Raw genomic sequence first — 15417 nt, 5'->3', positions numbered from 1 at the left:
GGAACCGAGGATCACTCGTCCGTCATGGTCACGTGCAGCCCGCCGACGAGCGCCGCGACGATGTTGTAGAGGAACGCGCCGATGGTCGACAGCGCGGTCAGCAGGAAGACGTCGACGACGGCGACGAGGGTCGCGCCCGAGATCACGCGCTTGAACTCGACGTACTGCAGGATGTCGATGTTGCCCTCGGTGCCCGTGACCTGCGTGACCAGGTCGTCGATGTTCGTGAACACGTGCAGGCCGTTGAGCGTGTACCAGACCACGGCGACGGCGACGACGAGCAGGATGCCGAACGCGACGGACAGCAGGAACGACAGCTTCATCACCGACCACGGGTCGATGCGCGAGATCGCGAGCCGCACGCGGCGCGGGCCGCCCGAGGACGTGACGGTCGGGATGCGACCGGTCTGCGGGCGCGCACCGGACGTGCCGGAGCTGGGCTGGGCGGTGGTCGAGGTGCGCAGCGGGACCGACGGCGGGGTGGTGCCGGTCGAGCCCGCGGCGGCCGGGGGCGCCGTGGGGGTGGTCGTCATGGCGGGGTCCTCGTGACGGGGCCGGGTGGCCGTGGAGATCGCGGTGCTCGTGGCTCCGGCCGCCTTCTTGATCCAGGCGGTGGTCTTGTCCACGGCCGCCATGAGCGGCGTGGGCGGGTCGTGCGGGGCGGAGCCCGGCGAACGCTCGCCGGACGTCACCTTCTCCTCGACGGAGGCCGCAGGCCTGCCGGACGACGAGTCTGCGCCCGGCTTGGGTCCCGACGAGCCGGGCTTCGGGCCCGACGAGGAGGCGGGGGAGGTGGCGGACTTCACCGCCGTCTTCTCACCCTGACCGGGTCCACCTGCGTCCCAGCCGGCCGGCGACGTGGCAGTGCGCGCCGACGAGGCGGACTGCTGGGTCGGTCGGTTGCGAGGCGGGATCGAAGGGGGAGCCGGGTCCGTCATGCGTCCTCCGCGGGCGTGTCGGTCGCGCTGTCGGCGCTCGTCTCAGCCGCCGAGCCAGGGCTGGTCTCGACGCTCGGCGCGCCACTGTCGCCGACCACGGTACCGGCATCGTCCGATTCCGGACGCTCGGTGTTGCGCGCGACTGCGATGATCCGGTCACCCGAGTCGGGCTTCGCGAAGATCACACCTTGCGTCGTGCGGCCCGTCGCGTGCACCTCGTCGACCGCGGAACGCACGACCTTGCCGCGCTCCATGATGACCAGCACCTCGTCGTTCTCGTCGACGACGAGCGCGCCCACGAGGTCACCGTTCTGCTCGGGCAGGTTCGCGACCCGGATGCCGTACCCGTTGCGCCCCTGCTGGCGGTAGTTCTCGACCGTCAGCGCGGTGCGCTTGGCGATGCCACCCTCGGTGACCGTGAACAGGAACGCGTCCTCGCGCACGACGTCGGCCGCGAGCAGCTCGTCGTCGCCACGGAACTTCATGCCCGTCACACCGCTGGTCGCGCGGCCCATCGGCCGCAGCTGCTCGTCGTCCGCCGTGAAGCGGATCGACTGCCCCTGACGTGAGACGAGGATCATGTCCTGGTCGGCGTCGACGATCCGCGCCGAGACGAGCTCGTCGGGACGACCCTCGTCGTCCTCGCGCAGGTTGATCGCGATGACACCGCCGGACCGGTTCGAGTCGTAGTCCGCCAGGCGGGTCTTCTTCACGAGACCCCGCTTGGTGGCCAGGACCAGGTACTCGGCCTGCTCGTAGTCGCGCAGCGCGAGCACCTGCGCGATCTTCTCGTCGGGCTGGAACGCCAGGAGGTTCGCGACGTGCTGCCCCTTGGCGTCACGGCCCGCCTCGGGCAGCTCGTACGCCTTCGCGCGGTACACGCGGCCCAGGTTGGTGAAGAACAGCAGCCAGTGGTGCGTCGTCGTGACGAAGAAGTGGTCGACGATGTCGTCCTCGCGCAGCTGCGCACCCTTGACGCCCTTGCCGCCGCGACGCTGCGCCCGGTAGTTGTCCGACCGGGTGCGCTTGGCGTACCCGCCGCGCGTGATCGTGACGACGACCTCCTCCTCGGCGATGAGGTCTTCGACGCTGACCTCGCCGTCGAACGGCAGGATGCGGGTGCGGCGCTCGTCGCCGTACTTCTCGACGATCTCGCCCATCTCGAGCGAGACGATGTCGCGCTGCCGCTGCTCCGAGGCGAGGATCTCGTTGTAGCCCGTGATCTGCGCCTCGAGCTCGGCGTACCGGTCGAGGATCTCCTGGCGCTGCAGCGCGGCCAGGCGGCGCAGCTGCAGGTTGAGGATCGCGTTGGCCTGGACCTCGTCGACGTCGAGCAGCTCCATGAGCCCCGTGCGTGCCTCGTCGGCGTCGGGGGAGCGGCGGATGAGCGCGATGACCGCGTCGAGCGCGTCGAGCGCCTTGAGATAGCCGCGGTAGATGTGGATCTGCTCTTCGGCCTTGCGCAGGCGGTACGCCGTGCGCCGGCGGATGACGTCGATCTGGTGCGTCGTCCAGTGCCGCACGAACGCGTCGATGCTGAGCGTGCGGGGCACGCCGTCGACGAGCGCGAGCATGTTGGCGCCGAACGTGTCCTGCAGCTGCGTGTGCTTGTACAGGTTGTTCAGCACGACCTTGGCGACCGCGTCGCGCTTGAGCACGATCACGAGCCGCTGACCCGTGCGGCCCGACGTCTCGTCGCGGATGTCAGCGATGCCGCCGACCCGGTTCTCGCGGACCAGGTCCGCGATCTTCTTCGCGAGCGCGTCCGGGTTCACCTGGTACGGCAGCTCGGTCACGACGAGGCAGATCCGGCCCTGGATCTCCTCGACCTCGACCACCGCGCGCATCGTGATCGAGCCGCGGCCCGTGCGGTACGCGTCCTCGATGCCCTTGTGACCGAGGATCGTCGCCGCCGTCGGGAAGTCCGGGCCCTTGATGCGCGCCATCAGCGCCTCGAGGAGCTCCTCGTTGCTCGCCTCCGGGTGCTCCAGGTGCCACTGGACGCCCGCGGCGACCTCGCGCAGGTTGTGCGGCGGGATGTTCGTCGCCATGCCGACCGCGATGCCCGCCGAGCCGTTGACCAGCAGGTTCGGGAACCGGCTGGGCAGGACCTGCGGCTCCTGGGTGCGGCCGTCGTAGTTGTCGCCGAAGTCGACCGTGTCCTCGTCGATGTCCCGCACCATCTCCATGGCGAGCGGGGCCATCTTGCACTCGGTGTACCGCGGGGCGGCCGCGGGGTCGTCACCGGGGGAGCCGAAGTTGCCCTGGCCCGCCACGAGCGGGTAGCGCATCGACCAGTCCTGGACCAGGCGCACGAGGGCGTCGTAGATCGCCGTGTCACCGTGCGGGTGGTACTTGCCCATGACGTCGCCGACGACGCGGCTGCACTTCGAGAACTGACGGTCCGGGCGGTAGCCGCCGTCGTACATCGCGTACAGCACGCGACGGTGGACCGGCTTGAGGCCGTCGCGCACGTCGGGCAGCGCACGCCCGACGATGACCGCCATCGCGTAGTCCAGGTACGACCGCTGCATCTCGAGCTGCAGGTCGACCTGGTCGATCCGGCCGTGCTCGATGCCGTCGCCGTTCGGGATGTCGGTCACGTCAGTCCTTCGGTGGTGCGGGAGAAGCGGGGGAGGTCGTGGGCTCGTCGTCGGCTAGATGTCGAGGAACCGGACGTCCTTGGCATTGCGCTGGATGAAGCTGCGACGGGCCTCGACGTCCTCGCCCATCAGCACCGAGAAGATCTCGTCGGCCGCCGCGGCCTCGTCGAGCGTGACCTGCAGGAGCGTGCGGTGCTCGGGCGACATCGTGGTCTCCCACAGCTCCGAGTAGTCCATCTCGCCCAGACCCTTGTAGCGCTGGATCGAGTTCTCCTTGGGCAGGCGCTTGCCGGCGGCCTGGCCCTCGACGATGAACGCGTCCCGCTCGCGGTCCGAGTACACGTAGTCGTGCTCGGCGTTCGACCACTTGATCCGGTACAGCGGCGGCTGCGCCATGTAGACCTTGCCGGTCTTGATGAGCTCGGGCATGTACCGGAACAGGAGCGTCAGCAGCAGCGTGCGGATGTGCTGGCCGTCGACGTCGGCGTCGGCCATGAGGACGATCTTGTGGTACCTGAGCTTGGCGATGTCGAAGTCCTCGCCGATGCCCGTGCCGAACGCCGTGATCAGCGCCTGCACCTCGAGGTTGCTGAGCGCGCGGTCCAGGCGCGCGCGCTCGACGTTGAGGATCTTGCCTCGGATCGGCAGGATCGCCTGCGTGCGCGGGTTGCGCCCACGCACCGCCGAACCGCCGGCCGAGTCGCCCTCGACGATGAAGACCTCGCACTCCTCCGGGCGGTTGGACTGGCAGTCCTTGAGCTTGCCCGGCATGCCGCCCGACTCCAGCAGGCCCTTGCGGCGGGTCGCCTCGCGAGCCTTGCGGGCCGCCATGCGCGCGGCCGACGCCTGGATCGACTTGCGGATCACGTCACGCGCCTCGACCGGGTGCGAGTCGAGCCAGTCGCCGAGCTGGTCGTTGACCACGCGCTGCACGAACGTCTTCGCCTCGGTGTTGCCGAGCTTGGTCTTCGTCTGGCCCTCGAACTGCGGCTCGCCGAGCTTGACCGAGATGACCGCGGTGAGGCCCTCGCGGATGTCGTCACCCGTGAGGTTCTCGTCCTTGTCCTTGAGCAGGTTCTTGTCGCGCGCGTAGCGGTTGATCAGACCGGTCATCGCCGCACGGAAGCCCTCCTCGTGCGTGCCGCCCTCGGTGGTCGAGATCGTGTTGGCGTACGTGTGGACCGACTCGGAGTACGCGGTGGTCCACTGCATCGCGACCTCGACGGAGATCCGGCGCTCGGTGTCCTCCGCCTCGAAGTCGATGACGTCCGGGTGGACCAGGTCCACCTTCTTCGCCGAGTTGAGGTGCTTGACGTAGTCGAGCAGGCCGTCGTCGTACTTGTAGGACACGACGCGCGCGGCCGGCGCGCCGCCCTCGGCCTCGTCGCCCGGCTCGCCCGCGACCTCGTCGCCCGTGCCCAGGTGCTGCGGACGCTCGTCGGTGAGCGTGATCTGCAGGCCCTTGTTGAGGAACGCCATCTGCTGGAACCGGCTGCGCAGCGTCTCGAAGTCGTACTCGACGGTCTCGAAGATCGTGTCGTCGGCCCAGAACGTCTGCTGCGTGCCCGTGGCGTCCGTCGGCTCACCCTGGCGGATGCCCCCGACCGGCTTGCCGCCGTCCTCGAAGTCCATCTCCCACGTGAAGCCGTCGCGCTTGATGACGGACTCCACGCGCTTCGACAGCGCGTTCACCACCGAGACACCCACGCCGTGCAGTCCACCGGAGACCGCGTAGCCGCTGCCGCCGAACTTGCCGCCCGCGTGCAGGATGGTCATGACGACCTCGAGAGTGGGCTTGCCCTCGGTCGGGTGGATCGCGACCGGGATGCCACGGCCGTTGTCGACCACGCGCACGCCGCCGTCGGCGCGCAGCGTCACCTCGATGTGGTCGCAGTAGCCCGCGAGGGCCTCGTCGACGGAGTTGTCCACGACCTCGTAGACCAGGTGGTGCAGACCGCGCTCACCGGTCGAGCCGATGTACATGCCGGGGCGCTTGCGCACCGCCTCCAGGCCTTCGAGGACGGTGATCGCGTCGGCGTCGTAGCTGCCGCCGGACTCGGGCTGGGGGCTGGGCTGCTCGGCCACGGGCGGGGGTACTCCTCAGGATCTGCGAAACGCGCCGGAGGGGCCCGCCCGACTGCGAGGAGGGCAGATCACTCCGTGACGCTGGAGTTCCGGGCACCAAGGCGCCAGGAATGACCCTAGAAGTCTACCCGTACGGTGCGGCTGACCCCTCTGAAACACCGCGTCGCGGCGGACGGGTTCGGTGAAGGTCTCGCCTACCCGTACGTGTCGCGCACCCCGCGGCCCTTGACGCTGCGCGGCCCACGTCCGAATCCGGGTCCGCCGGGGCCCTGCACCTCGATCTGGACGACGACTCCTTCACCCAGCTCGTCGGCCAGGGTCCGCAGCATCGTCGGGACCGTCCACGTGAGGTTCGTCGCCCACGCGGTCGACTCCGCGCGCATCGTCAGCACGCCCGCGTCGAACGACACGTACTGCGTGTGCGACGCGATCTCCGCACCGAACAGCTCGGCCCACCGGGCCTGGATGGTCCCCGCCGTCACGCCGGGGGACCACGCGAGCTGCCCGACGAGCGCGTCGAGCGCCTCGCCGACCGTGCGCGGGTCCCGCCCGCCCGGCCGCGCGTCGCCGAGCTGGACCTCGCGCCGCGCGCCGCGGGGAGCGTCGCCCGGCCGGAGCCCTCGTCGGCGCGCGCTCTCCTTGGCGCGCCCCAGCGCCGCGGCCGCGACCTGACGCTCGGGCAGCAGCTCGACGAGGTCGCGCAGCACGTGAGTGCCGCTCGGCTGGTCCCGCTGGTCCCCGGCCGGGTTCCCGCGCGGGTGAGAGCGCTGGTCAGAGGACACGCGAGACCTCGCCGCCCATGACGTCGACGCGAGCGCCGGCGAGCGGCTCGGGGACGTCCGCGGCCACCGCCGCCGTGATGAGCACCTGGCGCGCGGGCGCGACGAGCTCGGCGAGACGCTCGCGGCGGCGCGCGTCGAGCTCGGCGAACACGTCGTCCAGGATCAGCACGGGCTCGTCGTCGGGATCACCCTGCGGACCGCCGGCCGCCAGGACCCGCCACGACGCGAGGCGCAGCGCGAGCGCGAAGGACCACGACTCGCCATGGCTCGCGTACCCCTTGGCGGGCAGGTCCGCGAGCGTGAGCACCAGGTCGTCACGGTGTGGCCCGACGAGGCACACGCCGCGCTCGATCTCCTTGGGCCGCAGACGACCCATCGCCTCCAGGAGCTGGGCCTCGACCAGGTCGACCCCGGCCTCGTCGTCGGCCATGAGCCCGTCCGGCGCGTCTTGCAGAGCACCCTCGAGGGACGCGCGGTACGTGATGCGGGCGTCGCCCTGACCCGCGCTGACCTGCTCGTACGCCGCCTCGACGTGCGGCGAGAGCGCGCGGACGAGCGCGCGACGCTCGACGACGAGACGCGCCCCGAGCTGCGCGAGCTTGCCGTCCCACACGTCCAGCGTGCGCAGGTCCGCACCCTGACGCGCCCGGCTCGCCGCACCCGCGGACTTCAGCAGCGCCGACCGCTGCCGCAGCACGCGCTCGTAGTCGCTCACGGTCGACGCCATGCGCGGCGTGAGCTGCACCAGCAGCGCGTCGAGGAACCGCCGGCGGCCGTCCGGGTCCCCCTTGACGAGCGCGAGGTCCTCCGGGGCGAACAGCACGGTGTGGAGCAGGCCGAGGACGTCGCGCGCCCGGACCGGGCTGCCCCCGTTGACCCGTGCGCGGTTCGCCTTGCCCGCGGTGATCTCGACCTCGACGACCGACGCGCGCGGCCGGCCCGGCTCGAGCTCGCGCACCACCTTCGCTCCCACCACCGCCCGCTGGCAGCCCGCCCGGATCAGCGCCGCGTCGGTGGGGACGCGGTGGCTCGACAGCGTCGCGACGTACCCGATCGCCTCGACGAGGTTCGTCTTGCCCTGCCCGTTGGGACCGACGAGCGCCGTGATACCCGGCTCGAGCTCGAGCTCGGCGTGCGGGTAGGAACGGAAGTCCGTGAGGTGCAGGTGGGCGACGTACATCGTCTCTCGTCGGAGGTCTCGGTAACCGTCAGGCGGGGTGCTCGTCAGGCGGGCGGGGGAGCGCTCGGCGCGCTGCCCGCGGGCTTGACCGCGTGCCCACCGAACTGCTGCCGGAGCGCCGCGACGGCCTTCATCGCGGGGGACTCACCCTGCCGCGACGCGAAGCGGGCGAACAGCGCGGCCGAGATGACGGGCGCCGGGACGGCCAGGTCGATCGCTTCGTCTACCGTCCACCGGCCCTCGCCCGAGTCCTCGACCCAGTCGTCGATCGCCGCGAGTCCCGGGTCCTGCTCGAGCGCCCGCACCAGCAGCTCCAGCAGCCAGGACCGCACGACCGTCCCGTTGGTCCACGCACGCATGGTGCCGTGCACATCCGTGACCAGGTCCTTCGCGGCGAGGAGCTCGTAACCCTCGGCGTAGGCCTGCATGAGCCCGTACTCGATGCCGTTGTGCACCATCTTCGCGTAGTGCCCCGCGCCGACCGTGCCCGCGTGCACGAAGCCCTCCGCGCGGTCACCCGGCGGACGCAGCGCGTCGAACACCGGAAGGACACGCTCGACGAGGTCCGCGTCACCGCCGACCATGAGGCCGTACCCGTTCTCCAGCCCCCACACACCACCCGAGACGCCGGCGTCGAGGAACCCGACGCCCTTGGTGCGCAGCAGCGCCGCGTGCGGCTCGTCGTCCTGGTAGTACGAGTTGCCGCCGTCGATCACGATGTCACCGGCCGAGAGCAGGTCCGCGAGCTGCGTGATCACACCGTCCGTGATGCTCCCCGACGGGACCATGACCCACACGATGCGGTCACCCGCGGGCAGGGCGTCGACCATCGCCTCGAGCGAGTCGACATCCGTGACGTCGGCGTTGCGGTCGTACCCGACCACCTCGATGCCCGAGCGCCGGATGCGCTCACGCATGTTGGCGCCCATCTTGCCGAGACCGACGAGACCGATCTTCATGACGACCGTCCTTCCCTCGCTGCTGAGGCGGTGCCCCGCCGGCTCCGTGCTCTCACTGTGCCCGCCGACACCGGCTCACGCACCACGCGGCCGACGACGCGCTCCGGGTGCCGATCGGGCCGCACCGCTGGAGGCGCCGTCGACGCAGGTCAGCTCGCGAAGCGAATCGGGACCAACAGGTAGCGGTACGTCTTGTCGTCCTCGCTCTCGACCGAGCCCTGGCCCGTGAACTCGACCGGCTTGTTCGGGTGCGTGAACGACAGCCGCACGAAAGGCGTGTCCAGCGCTCCCAGCCCGTCGAGCAGGAACTGCGGATTGAACGCGACCGAGATCTCGTCGCCCTCGAGGGTCGCCTCGAGCGCCTCGGACGCCTGCGCGTCGTCACCCTGGCCGGCGTCGAGCACCACCTGACCGTCCGCGAAGCTCAGCCGGATCGGGGTGTTCCGCTCGGCGACGAGCGCCACGCGCTTGGCGGCCTCGGCGAGCTGCGTGGTGCCCACGATCGCGTGGATCGGCGTCTCGTCAGGGAACAGGCGGCGGACCGCGGGGTAGTCGCCGTCGACGAGCAGGCTCGTGGACTGGCGGCCGGCGGCCTCGAATCCGATGAGGTCGACGCCGGCCCCGGTGGACAGGCTCACCGACACCGCGCCGGCGCTGCCGAGCGACTTGGCCGCGTCGGAGAGCGTGCGGGCACGCACCAGCGCGACGGTCGAGATGTCCGGCGACGCCGGGGTCCACGTGAGCTCGCGCAGCGCGAGGCGGTACCGGTCGGTCGCCAGGAGCGTGACCTTCTCGCCCTCGATCTCCACGCGCACGCCCGTGAGCAGGGGGAGCGTGTCGTCGCGGCTCGCCGCGACCGAGACCTGCGCGACCGCGTGGGTCAGCGCGTCGCCGTCGACCGTGCCGGTGACCGGCGGCATCACCGGGAGGTTCGGGTAGTCCTCGACCGGCATGGTGAGCAGCGTGAACCGGCTCGCGCCGCAGGTGACGACGACCTTCGTGCCGTCGAGCGTGACGTCCACGGGCTTGTCGGGCAGCGCGCGGGAGATCTCGGCCAGGAGCCTGCCGGAGACGAGGACCGTCCCGGCCTCGCTCACGTCGGCAGGGATCTGCGACCGCGCGGAGACCTCGTAGTCGAAGCTCGAGAGCTGGATGACACCGCTCGAGTCGGCCTCGATGCGCACACCTGCCAGGACCGGCACCGGGGGACGGGTCGGCAGGCTGCGAGCCGTCCAGGTGACGGCCTCGGCGAGAACGTCGCGCTCGACCCGGAACCTCATGGACCACTACCTCTCGTCGAACTTCGTCGTACGTGCGCGACGAGCGTCTGCTCGGCCGGTGATTCGTCCGTGGGCAGGCGCCGTCACGCGAACACTACGCGAGAGGTCCCACACCCGGAGTCGGTGGAGACCTGGTGATTCGAGGACGGGTTGCGGACGCCTCCCGGCTCGTCGAGCTCGAGGCATCGAAGGTGTGTGGATTCCCATGACAAGAAGTTGTCGTCGTCGTCATCGCGTCTGTGCACTGTGTGGACAGAGCGGCGTCCGTGCAGGTCGGGCCGGGGATCGTCGTGTGCATGCAGCATGTGGACCGCCGGGGCGGACCGGTGCATGACGGGGGACGGCCAGATTCCTGTCGTTCGCCGTCCACCGGCGCGACATCCTGCGTCCACATCACACGTCCCGTCGTCCACCGTCGTCCACAGGTCTGTGCACAGGTGTGTGTATTCGTCCCATGCATGTCTCGACCTGGGGATGAAGGTGCCCCCTGGAGCGTCCCGGTCTGTCCGGTTCTGTGGCGAAACGGTGCGCGCCCAGATGCCCCGGTCTGTCCGGATCGACGTCACTGCAGGTCAGCGGCAGATGCGCGGCCACGCAGGGCGTCGGATTGGCAATCGGGTGACGCGATTCACATGATCCCCAGGGTGTGACCTGCGGTTGTGGAAAAACCTGGGGAGAACTCCACAAGGGCTCCAGGCTGCGTCAGCCGCGGTTCTGCTGCTTGATCCGGTTCGTGAGCTCGGTGACCTGGTTGTAGATCGAGCGACGTTCGGCCATGAGCTCACGGATCTTGCGGTTCGCGTGCATGACGGTGGTGTGGTCACGGCCGCCGAACGCCTGCCCGATCTTGGGCAGCGACAGGTCCGTGAGCTCACGGCACAGGTACATCGCGATCTGCCGAGCCGTCACCAGGACGCGGGACCGGGAGGAGCCGCACAGGTCGTCGATCGTCAGTCCGAAGTACGCGGCGGTCTGCCCGATCACCTGCGTCGAGGTGATCTCCGTGGTCTGGTCGTCGGTGATGAGGTCCTTGAGGACGATCTCGGCGAGCGACAGGTCGACCTGCTGGCGGTTGAGGCTCGCGAACGCCGTGACCCGGATCAGCGCACCCTCGAGCTCGCGGATGTTCGTCGAGATCTTGGACGCGATGTACTCCAGGACGTCCGGCGGCGCCTGCATGTTGTCGCCGCCGGCCTTCTTGCGCAGGATCGCGATGCGGGTCTCGAGGTCCGGCGGCTGGACGTCGGTGATGAGGCCCCACTCGAAGCGCGAGCGCATGCGGTCCTCGAAGCCGTTGAGCTGTTTCGGGGGCAGGTCGGACGTGATCACGACCTGCTTGTTGGCGTTGTGCAGGGTGTTGAACGTGTGGAAGAACTCCTCCATCGTCTGTTCCTTGCCCTGCAGGAACTGGATGTCGTCGATGAGGAGCACGTCGACCTCGCGGTAGCGGCGCTGGAACGCACCGGCCTTGCCCTCGGAGATCGAGTTGATGAAGTCGTTCGTAAACTCCTCGGAGTTCACGTAGCGCACGCGCACGCTCGGGTACAGGTTCTGCGCGTAGTGACCGATCGCGTGCAGCAGGTGCGTCTTGCCCAGGCCCGAGTCGCCGTAGATGAACAGCGGGTTGTACGCCTTGGCCGGCGCCTCGGCGACAGCGACCGCCGCGGCGTGGGCGAACCGGTTCGACGAGCCGATGACGAACGTCTCGAAGAGGTAGTTCGGGTTGAGCCGCGCCGGCTCGGCCTGCTGCCGACGCGCGTTCGGCAGGTGGTGGCCGCCGTTGCGGACGCCGTTCGGCTCAGGCCGGCGCACGTCGGGCTCGTGCGCGGACCGGTCCGGCTCGTCGCGGTGGGTGACGTGCTCGTCGTCGTCGCCATCCGCGGCCGACGGCTGGATCGTGGGCGCCGTCGTCATCGCACGCACCGCGGGGGGCGCGTCGTCGACGAGGTGCGGGTCGACGGTGATCGCGAACCGACCGTCACGACCCAGCGCGTCGTTGAGCGCGTCGGTGACCTCGGTGCGGACCTTCGTCTCGAGGTACTCCTTGGTGTACTCGTTGCCCACAGCAAGGATCAGTGTGCCGTCGAGGAGGCCCAGCGGCTGGGCGAGCCGGACGAACGCCAGCTGTCGCTGCGTGATGTCCGGGCTGGACTCGAGCGAGTTCACGACGTGATCCCAGACTCGAGTGAGCTCTTCGTCCTGTGCCACGTCCTACCTCGGGTCGTCTTGTCCGTTCGACGTGCGAGTCTCGCACGGAGCCTCTTCGTCCACACACTTGTCCACACCTGTGAGCCGGGCTCGGCGGCCTGTTCGCGGCCGCACAGATGTCGATCACGACGCGGCTCGTCGTCGAGTCGCGAGATCCGGCGCGCAGGGCGTGCGTGCGTCGCCATCCACAGGAGACGACGAGGCACGATGCTAGTGTCCACAGGGGCTCGCAGTCAGGGCCCGATGGGGTGACGAATGACTCGTCGCGCCTGGTCGGCCCGCGGTGGGGGGCTCTGACCAGGGCGTCGACCTTGCCGGGCCGGTGACGAGCCGCTCCGGACCGCCGGACGAGGCGCACGCGGGGCTCTGGTCGCATTTGACCGGCCCGCCGCCCACGGCGTACCGTTGCCCAGCCCTTTGATGGCTCCTGTCGGCGCGCCCAGACGCCGCACGCACCGCAGGTGCGTGTCCGCGAGGAGCAGTCGAGCCGGGGCAGAAGACCAGGTCGCGCGTGCCGCGCGCCCATCCGATGGACCAAGTGGGAGAACTCTCGTGAGCAAGCGCACGTTCCAGCCGAACAACCGGCGCCGGGCCAAGACGCACGGCTTCCGTCTGCGCATGCGGACCCGCGCGGGCCGCGCGATCCTCGCCGCTCGTCGGCGCAAGGGTCGCTCCGAGCTCTCGGCCTGACCCAGCGTCGGTGCTGCCCGCTGCGCACCGGATGCGTCGTTCCGCCGACTTCGAGACGGCGGTACGTCGCGGTGCGCGCGGCGGACGGGGGACGTTGGTGGTACACCTGACGAGTCGAACCGACCCCGGGCCTGATGGCCCGGTGGTCGGTTTCGTCGTGTCCAAGGGTGTCGGCAACGCCGTGGTGCGCAACCGCGTGAAGCGGCGGCTGCGCGCCCTCGTCGCGACGCGTCTGCACGAGCTGCCGGCGACGTCGGCGATCGTCGTCCGTGCGCAGCCTGCGGCGGCGACCGCGTCGTACCCGACCCTGGGTGCCGACCTCGACGGTGCGCTGCGCACCGCGGTCCGACGAGCGGAGGGCACACGATGAGCTCGATCGCTCGCGTCGCGCAGTTCGTCGTGCGCCTGCCGGGGAAGGCTCTGCTCGGTCTGCTCTGGGTCTACCAGCACACGATCTCGCCGCTGACCCCACCCACGTGCCGCTACTACCCCTCCTGCTCGCAGTACGCGGTCGTGGCGATCCGTCGCCACGGCGCCCTGCGCGGGACCTGGCTCGCCGGCCGCCGGCTGCTGCGATGCCACCCATGGACGCCCGGTGGCGTGGACGACGTGCCGCCCGCACGTTCGCCCCGCCGACACGACGTGGCGCACAGCGCCCACTGATACCCCGACAGGAGCTCTGCCCACATGGGTTGGTTCGACGGTCTGCTGCAGCCGATCATGGTCGCTGTCGCCTGGATCATGGTCCAGTTCCACTCGCTGCTCACGAGCATCGGCCTCGAGGCCGATGGCGGACTCGCGTGGACGCTGTCCATCGTCGGGCTCGTGATCGTCATCCGGATCCTGCTGATCCCGCTGTTCGTCAAGCAGATCAAGGCGTCACGCGGCATGCAGCTGCTGCAGCCCGAGATGCAGGCGATCCAGAAGAAGTACAAGGGGAAGTCGGACCCCGCGTCCCGCGAGGCGATGAGCCGCGAGACGATGGAGCTCTACCGCAAGCACGGGACCAACCCGTTCGCGTCCTGCATGCCGATCCTGCTGCAGTCGCCCATCTTCTTCGCCCTGTTCCGGGTGCTCAACTCGCTCAAGCCGCTGTCCGAGGGCACCTACGCGCGGGGCGACCACATCGGCCCGATGACCGCTGATCTCGCCGGGTCCGCCGAGTCGGCCACCGTCTTCGGCGCGCCCCTGTCGGGCACGTTCATGCAGGCCAACGGCGACATCCACATCCAGATCGTCACGATCATGCTCATCGTCGCGATGTCCGCGACCACGTTCTTCACGCAGCGCCAGCTGACGCGCAAGAACATGCCGCCCGCAGCGCTCACCGGTCCGATGGCTCAGCAGCAGAAGGTGCTGCTGTACGTGCTCCCGCTGATCTTCGCGTTCTCGGGCGTCAACTTCCCGATCGGTGTCCTCATCTACTGGACGACGACGAACCTGTGGTCGATGGGTCAGCAGTTCTACACGATCCGTCGTATGCCGGCGCCGGGCTCTGAGGCCGAGCGCCTGATGATCGAGCGTCGCGCTCGCCGCGGCAAGGCCGTCCCGGTGATCGAGGCCCCGTCGACCGTCGTCGACGAGAAGCCCCGTGGCCAGCGTCAGCAGCCGAAGCGCAAGGACCGCCAGAAGCCCCCCGTGGCCGGTGCGAAGGCGCCCGGCGCAGCCGCCGCGGCGCAGGCGTCCCCGACGTCCGACGCCCCCGTCGAGGACGCTCCGGTGACGGACGCTGCGGTGACGGACGCTCCCACGAAGGCTGCTCCCACCAAGCGTGCGCCTGCGAAGGGTGCTTCCGCGAAGGGCTCGGGCCCGGGTGCGTCTTCCGGTGGGAGCCAGCCCAAGAAGCCAGGCCAGGGTGGCAAGAAGCCCCGCCCCAAGAACTGAACGCCGCTCCGCGGCCCAGCCACGTCGAACGGAGACAGCATGACCACCCAGCCTGACGCCGAGACCCCGACCACCCGCCTCGAGGAGGAGGGCGAGATCGCGGCCGACTACCTCGAGGAGCTCCTCGACATCGCTGACCTGGACGGTGACATCGACATCGACGTCGACCACGGCCGCGCCGCAGTCGAGATCGTGTCGGAGGACCCGTCCGATCGCTCGCTGCGCCGGCTCGCCGGACGCGACGGTGAGGTGCTCGACGCCCTGCAGGAGCTCACCCGACTCGCCGTCCAGGCGAAGACGGGAGAGCGGAGCCGCCTCATGCTCGACGTCGCGGGCTACCGTGCCGCGCGCCGCGAGACGCTCACGGGCGTGGCGAACGACGCTGTCGCTCGCGTGAAGGAGACCGGCGCTCCCGTGTCGCTTGAGCCGATGAACCCGTTCGAGCGGAAGGTCGTGCACGACGCGGTCGCCGCCGCGGGCTTTGTGAGCGACTCCGAGGGTGTGGAGCCGCACCGCTACGTGGTGGTTCGCCAGCCCTGACGCTCGTCGCTGCTCGTCTCGAGGGTGGTCCTCCCGCTGGGGAGGGCCACCCTCGGTCGTCTCACGCCGAGGCGGCGTCGCCGAGGGGCGAGACAGCGTGGTGGCGATTGCGTGCGACGGACCCGCTGTCGCGCGTGCGTGTCGCTGGAGCCCGCGCCGTCTCGTTTCACGTGGAACACGACCGGTTCTGGCGCGGTGCGTGGTCACGACGTCTCGGCGACACCGGCGCAGGGACCTGACCCGCCCAGCGCCGCGGGGGGGGGGGGGG

The 15417-nt window shown here is 70.1% G+C and carries 13 protein-coding genes; 5 read left to right on the top strand and 8 right to left on the bottom strand.

The genetic code is table 11. The features are described 5' to 3' along the window. Positions 1-11: 11 nt before the first annotated feature. The 8 genes from CGE01nite_RS14450 to dnaA form a co-directional block, all read right to left on the bottom strand. On the bottom strand, positions 12-806 hold the full coding sequence (locus CGE01nite_RS14450; RefSeq protein ID WP_229747332.1) for a DUF3566 domain-containing protein: 795 nt from the start codon (positions 804-806) through the stop codon (positions 12-14). Positions 807-934: 128 nt separating this feature from the next. After that, complete coding sequence (gene gyrA, locus CGE01nite_RS14445; RefSeq protein ID WP_048344555.1) at positions 935-3541, bottom strand: DNA gyrase subunit A; 2607 nt, start codon at positions 3539-3541, stop codon at positions 935-937. A 54-nt stretch (positions 3542-3595) separates the two neighbouring features. After that, positions 3596-5626: a DNA topoisomerase (ATP-hydrolyzing) subunit B gene (gene gyrB / locus CGE01nite_RS14440; RefSeq protein ID WP_048344554.1), complete on the bottom strand. Its 2031-nt coding sequence runs from the start codon at positions 5624-5626 to the stop codon at positions 3596-3598. 194 nt (positions 5627-5820) lie between these two features. Next, the gene (locus CGE01nite_RS14435) at positions 5821-6408 is read right to left on the bottom strand and encodes a DciA family protein (protein ID WP_229747331.1); all 588 of its coding nucleotides are present in this window, start codon (positions 6406-6408) and stop codon (positions 5821-5823) included. Next, positions 6398-7588 carry a DNA replication/repair protein RecF gene (gene recF, locus CGE01nite_RS14430; RefSeq protein WP_141371495.1) on the bottom strand — a complete coding sequence of 397 codons (1191 nt, stop codon included), beginning with the start codon at positions 7586-7588 and terminating at the stop codon, positions 6398-6400. Before recF ends, CGE01nite_RS14435 begins: the two co-directional genes overlap by 11 nt. Positions 7589-7632: 44 nt before the next feature. Then, the gene (gene gnd, locus CGE01nite_RS14425) at positions 7633-8547 is read right to left on the bottom strand and encodes a phosphogluconate dehydrogenase (NAD(+)-dependent, decarboxylating) (RefSeq protein ID WP_141371494.1); all 915 of its coding nucleotides are present in this window, start codon (positions 8545-8547) and stop codon (positions 7633-7635) included. A 149-nt stretch (positions 8548-8696) separates the two neighbouring features. Beyond that, the gene (gene dnaN, locus CGE01nite_RS14420) at positions 8697-9827 is read right to left on the bottom strand and encodes a DNA polymerase III subunit beta (protein ID WP_048344551.1); all 1131 of its coding nucleotides are present in this window, start codon (positions 9825-9827) and stop codon (positions 8697-8699) included. Positions 9828-10529: 702 nt separating this feature from the next. Next, a complete protein-coding gene (gene dnaA / locus CGE01nite_RS14415; protein WP_048344550.1) occupies positions 10530-12035 on the bottom strand; it encodes a chromosomal replication initiator protein DnaA in 1506 nt (501 codons plus the stop codon). 552 nt (positions 12036-12587) lie between these two features. On the opposite strand from dnaA, the gene rpmH reads away from it, so the two are divergent. Genes rpmH through CGE01nite_RS14390 form a run of 5 tightly spaced genes read left to right on the top strand, consistent with a single transcriptional unit; the run spans position 12588 to position 15149 of the window. Next, positions 12588-12725 carry a 50S ribosomal protein L34 gene (rpmH, locus tag CGE01nite_RS14410; RefSeq protein ID WP_013885212.1) on the top strand — a complete coding sequence of 46 codons (138 nt, stop codon included), beginning with the start codon at positions 12588-12590 and terminating at the stop codon, positions 12723-12725. Positions 12726-12756: 31 nt separating this feature from the next. Then, the gene (rnpA, locus tag CGE01nite_RS14405) at positions 12757-13095 is read left to right on the top strand and encodes a ribonuclease P protein component (protein ID WP_048344576.1); all 339 of its coding nucleotides are present in this window, start codon (positions 12757-12759) and stop codon (positions 13093-13095) included. Then, on the top strand, positions 13092-13388 hold the full coding sequence (yidD, locus tag CGE01nite_RS14400) for a membrane protein insertion efficiency factor YidD (RefSeq protein ID WP_141371493.1): 297 nt from the start codon (positions 13092-13094) through the stop codon (positions 13386-13388). The genes rnpA and yidD overlap by 4 nt, the downstream gene beginning before the upstream one ends. A gap of 24 nt (positions 13389-13412) precedes the next feature. Next, complete coding sequence (yidC, locus tag CGE01nite_RS14395; protein WP_141371492.1) at positions 13413-14609, top strand: membrane protein insertase YidC; 1197 nt, start codon at positions 13413-13415, stop codon at positions 14607-14609. A gap of 39 nt (positions 14610-14648) precedes the next feature. After that, positions 14649-15149, top strand: a complete 501-nt coding sequence (locus CGE01nite_RS14390; RefSeq protein ID WP_048344548.1) for a Jag family protein — start codon at positions 14649-14651, stop codon at positions 15147-15149. The last annotated feature ends 268 nt before the right edge of the window (positions 15150-15417 follow it).

It is taken from the genome of Cellulomonas gelida, assembly GCF_006538725.1.
GTDB lineage: Bacteria > Actinomycetota > Actinomycetes > Actinomycetales > Cellulomonadaceae > Cellulomonas > Cellulomonas gelida.
Note: the sequence above shows the minus strand (reverse complement) of the source record. Positions and strands in the feature narration are given on the sequence as shown.

What these genes read in the sequence shown, in the direction of transcription:
- CGE01nite_RS14390 (WP_048344548.1), top strand. Translation starts at nt 14,649, where the DNA reads ATGACCACCCAGCCTGACGCCGAGACCCCGACCACCCGCCTCGAGGAG.
- gnd (WP_141371494.1), bottom strand. Translation starts at nt 8,547, where the DNA reads ATGAAGATCGGTCTCGTCGGTCTCGGCAAGATGGGCGCCAACATGCGT.
- dnaN (WP_048344551.1), bottom strand. Translation starts at nt 9,827, where the DNA reads ATGAGGTTCCGGGTCGAGCGCGACGTTCTCGCCGAGGCCGTCACCTGG.
- yidD (WP_141371493.1), top strand. Translation starts at nt 13,092, where the DNA reads ATGAGCTCGATCGCTCGCGTCGCGCAGTTCGTCGTGCGCCTGCCGGGG.
- rnpA (WP_048344576.1), top strand. Translation starts at nt 12,757, where the DNA reads ATGCGTCGTTCCGCCGACTTCGAGACGGCGGTACGTCGCGGTGCGCGC.
- recF (WP_141371495.1), bottom strand. Translation starts at nt 7,588, where the DNA reads ATGTACGTCGCCCACCTGCACCTCACGGACTTCCGTTCCTACCCGCAC.
- yidC (WP_141371492.1), top strand. Translation starts at nt 13,413, where the DNA reads ATGGGTTGGTTCGACGGTCTGCTGCAGCCGATCATGGTCGCTGTCGCC.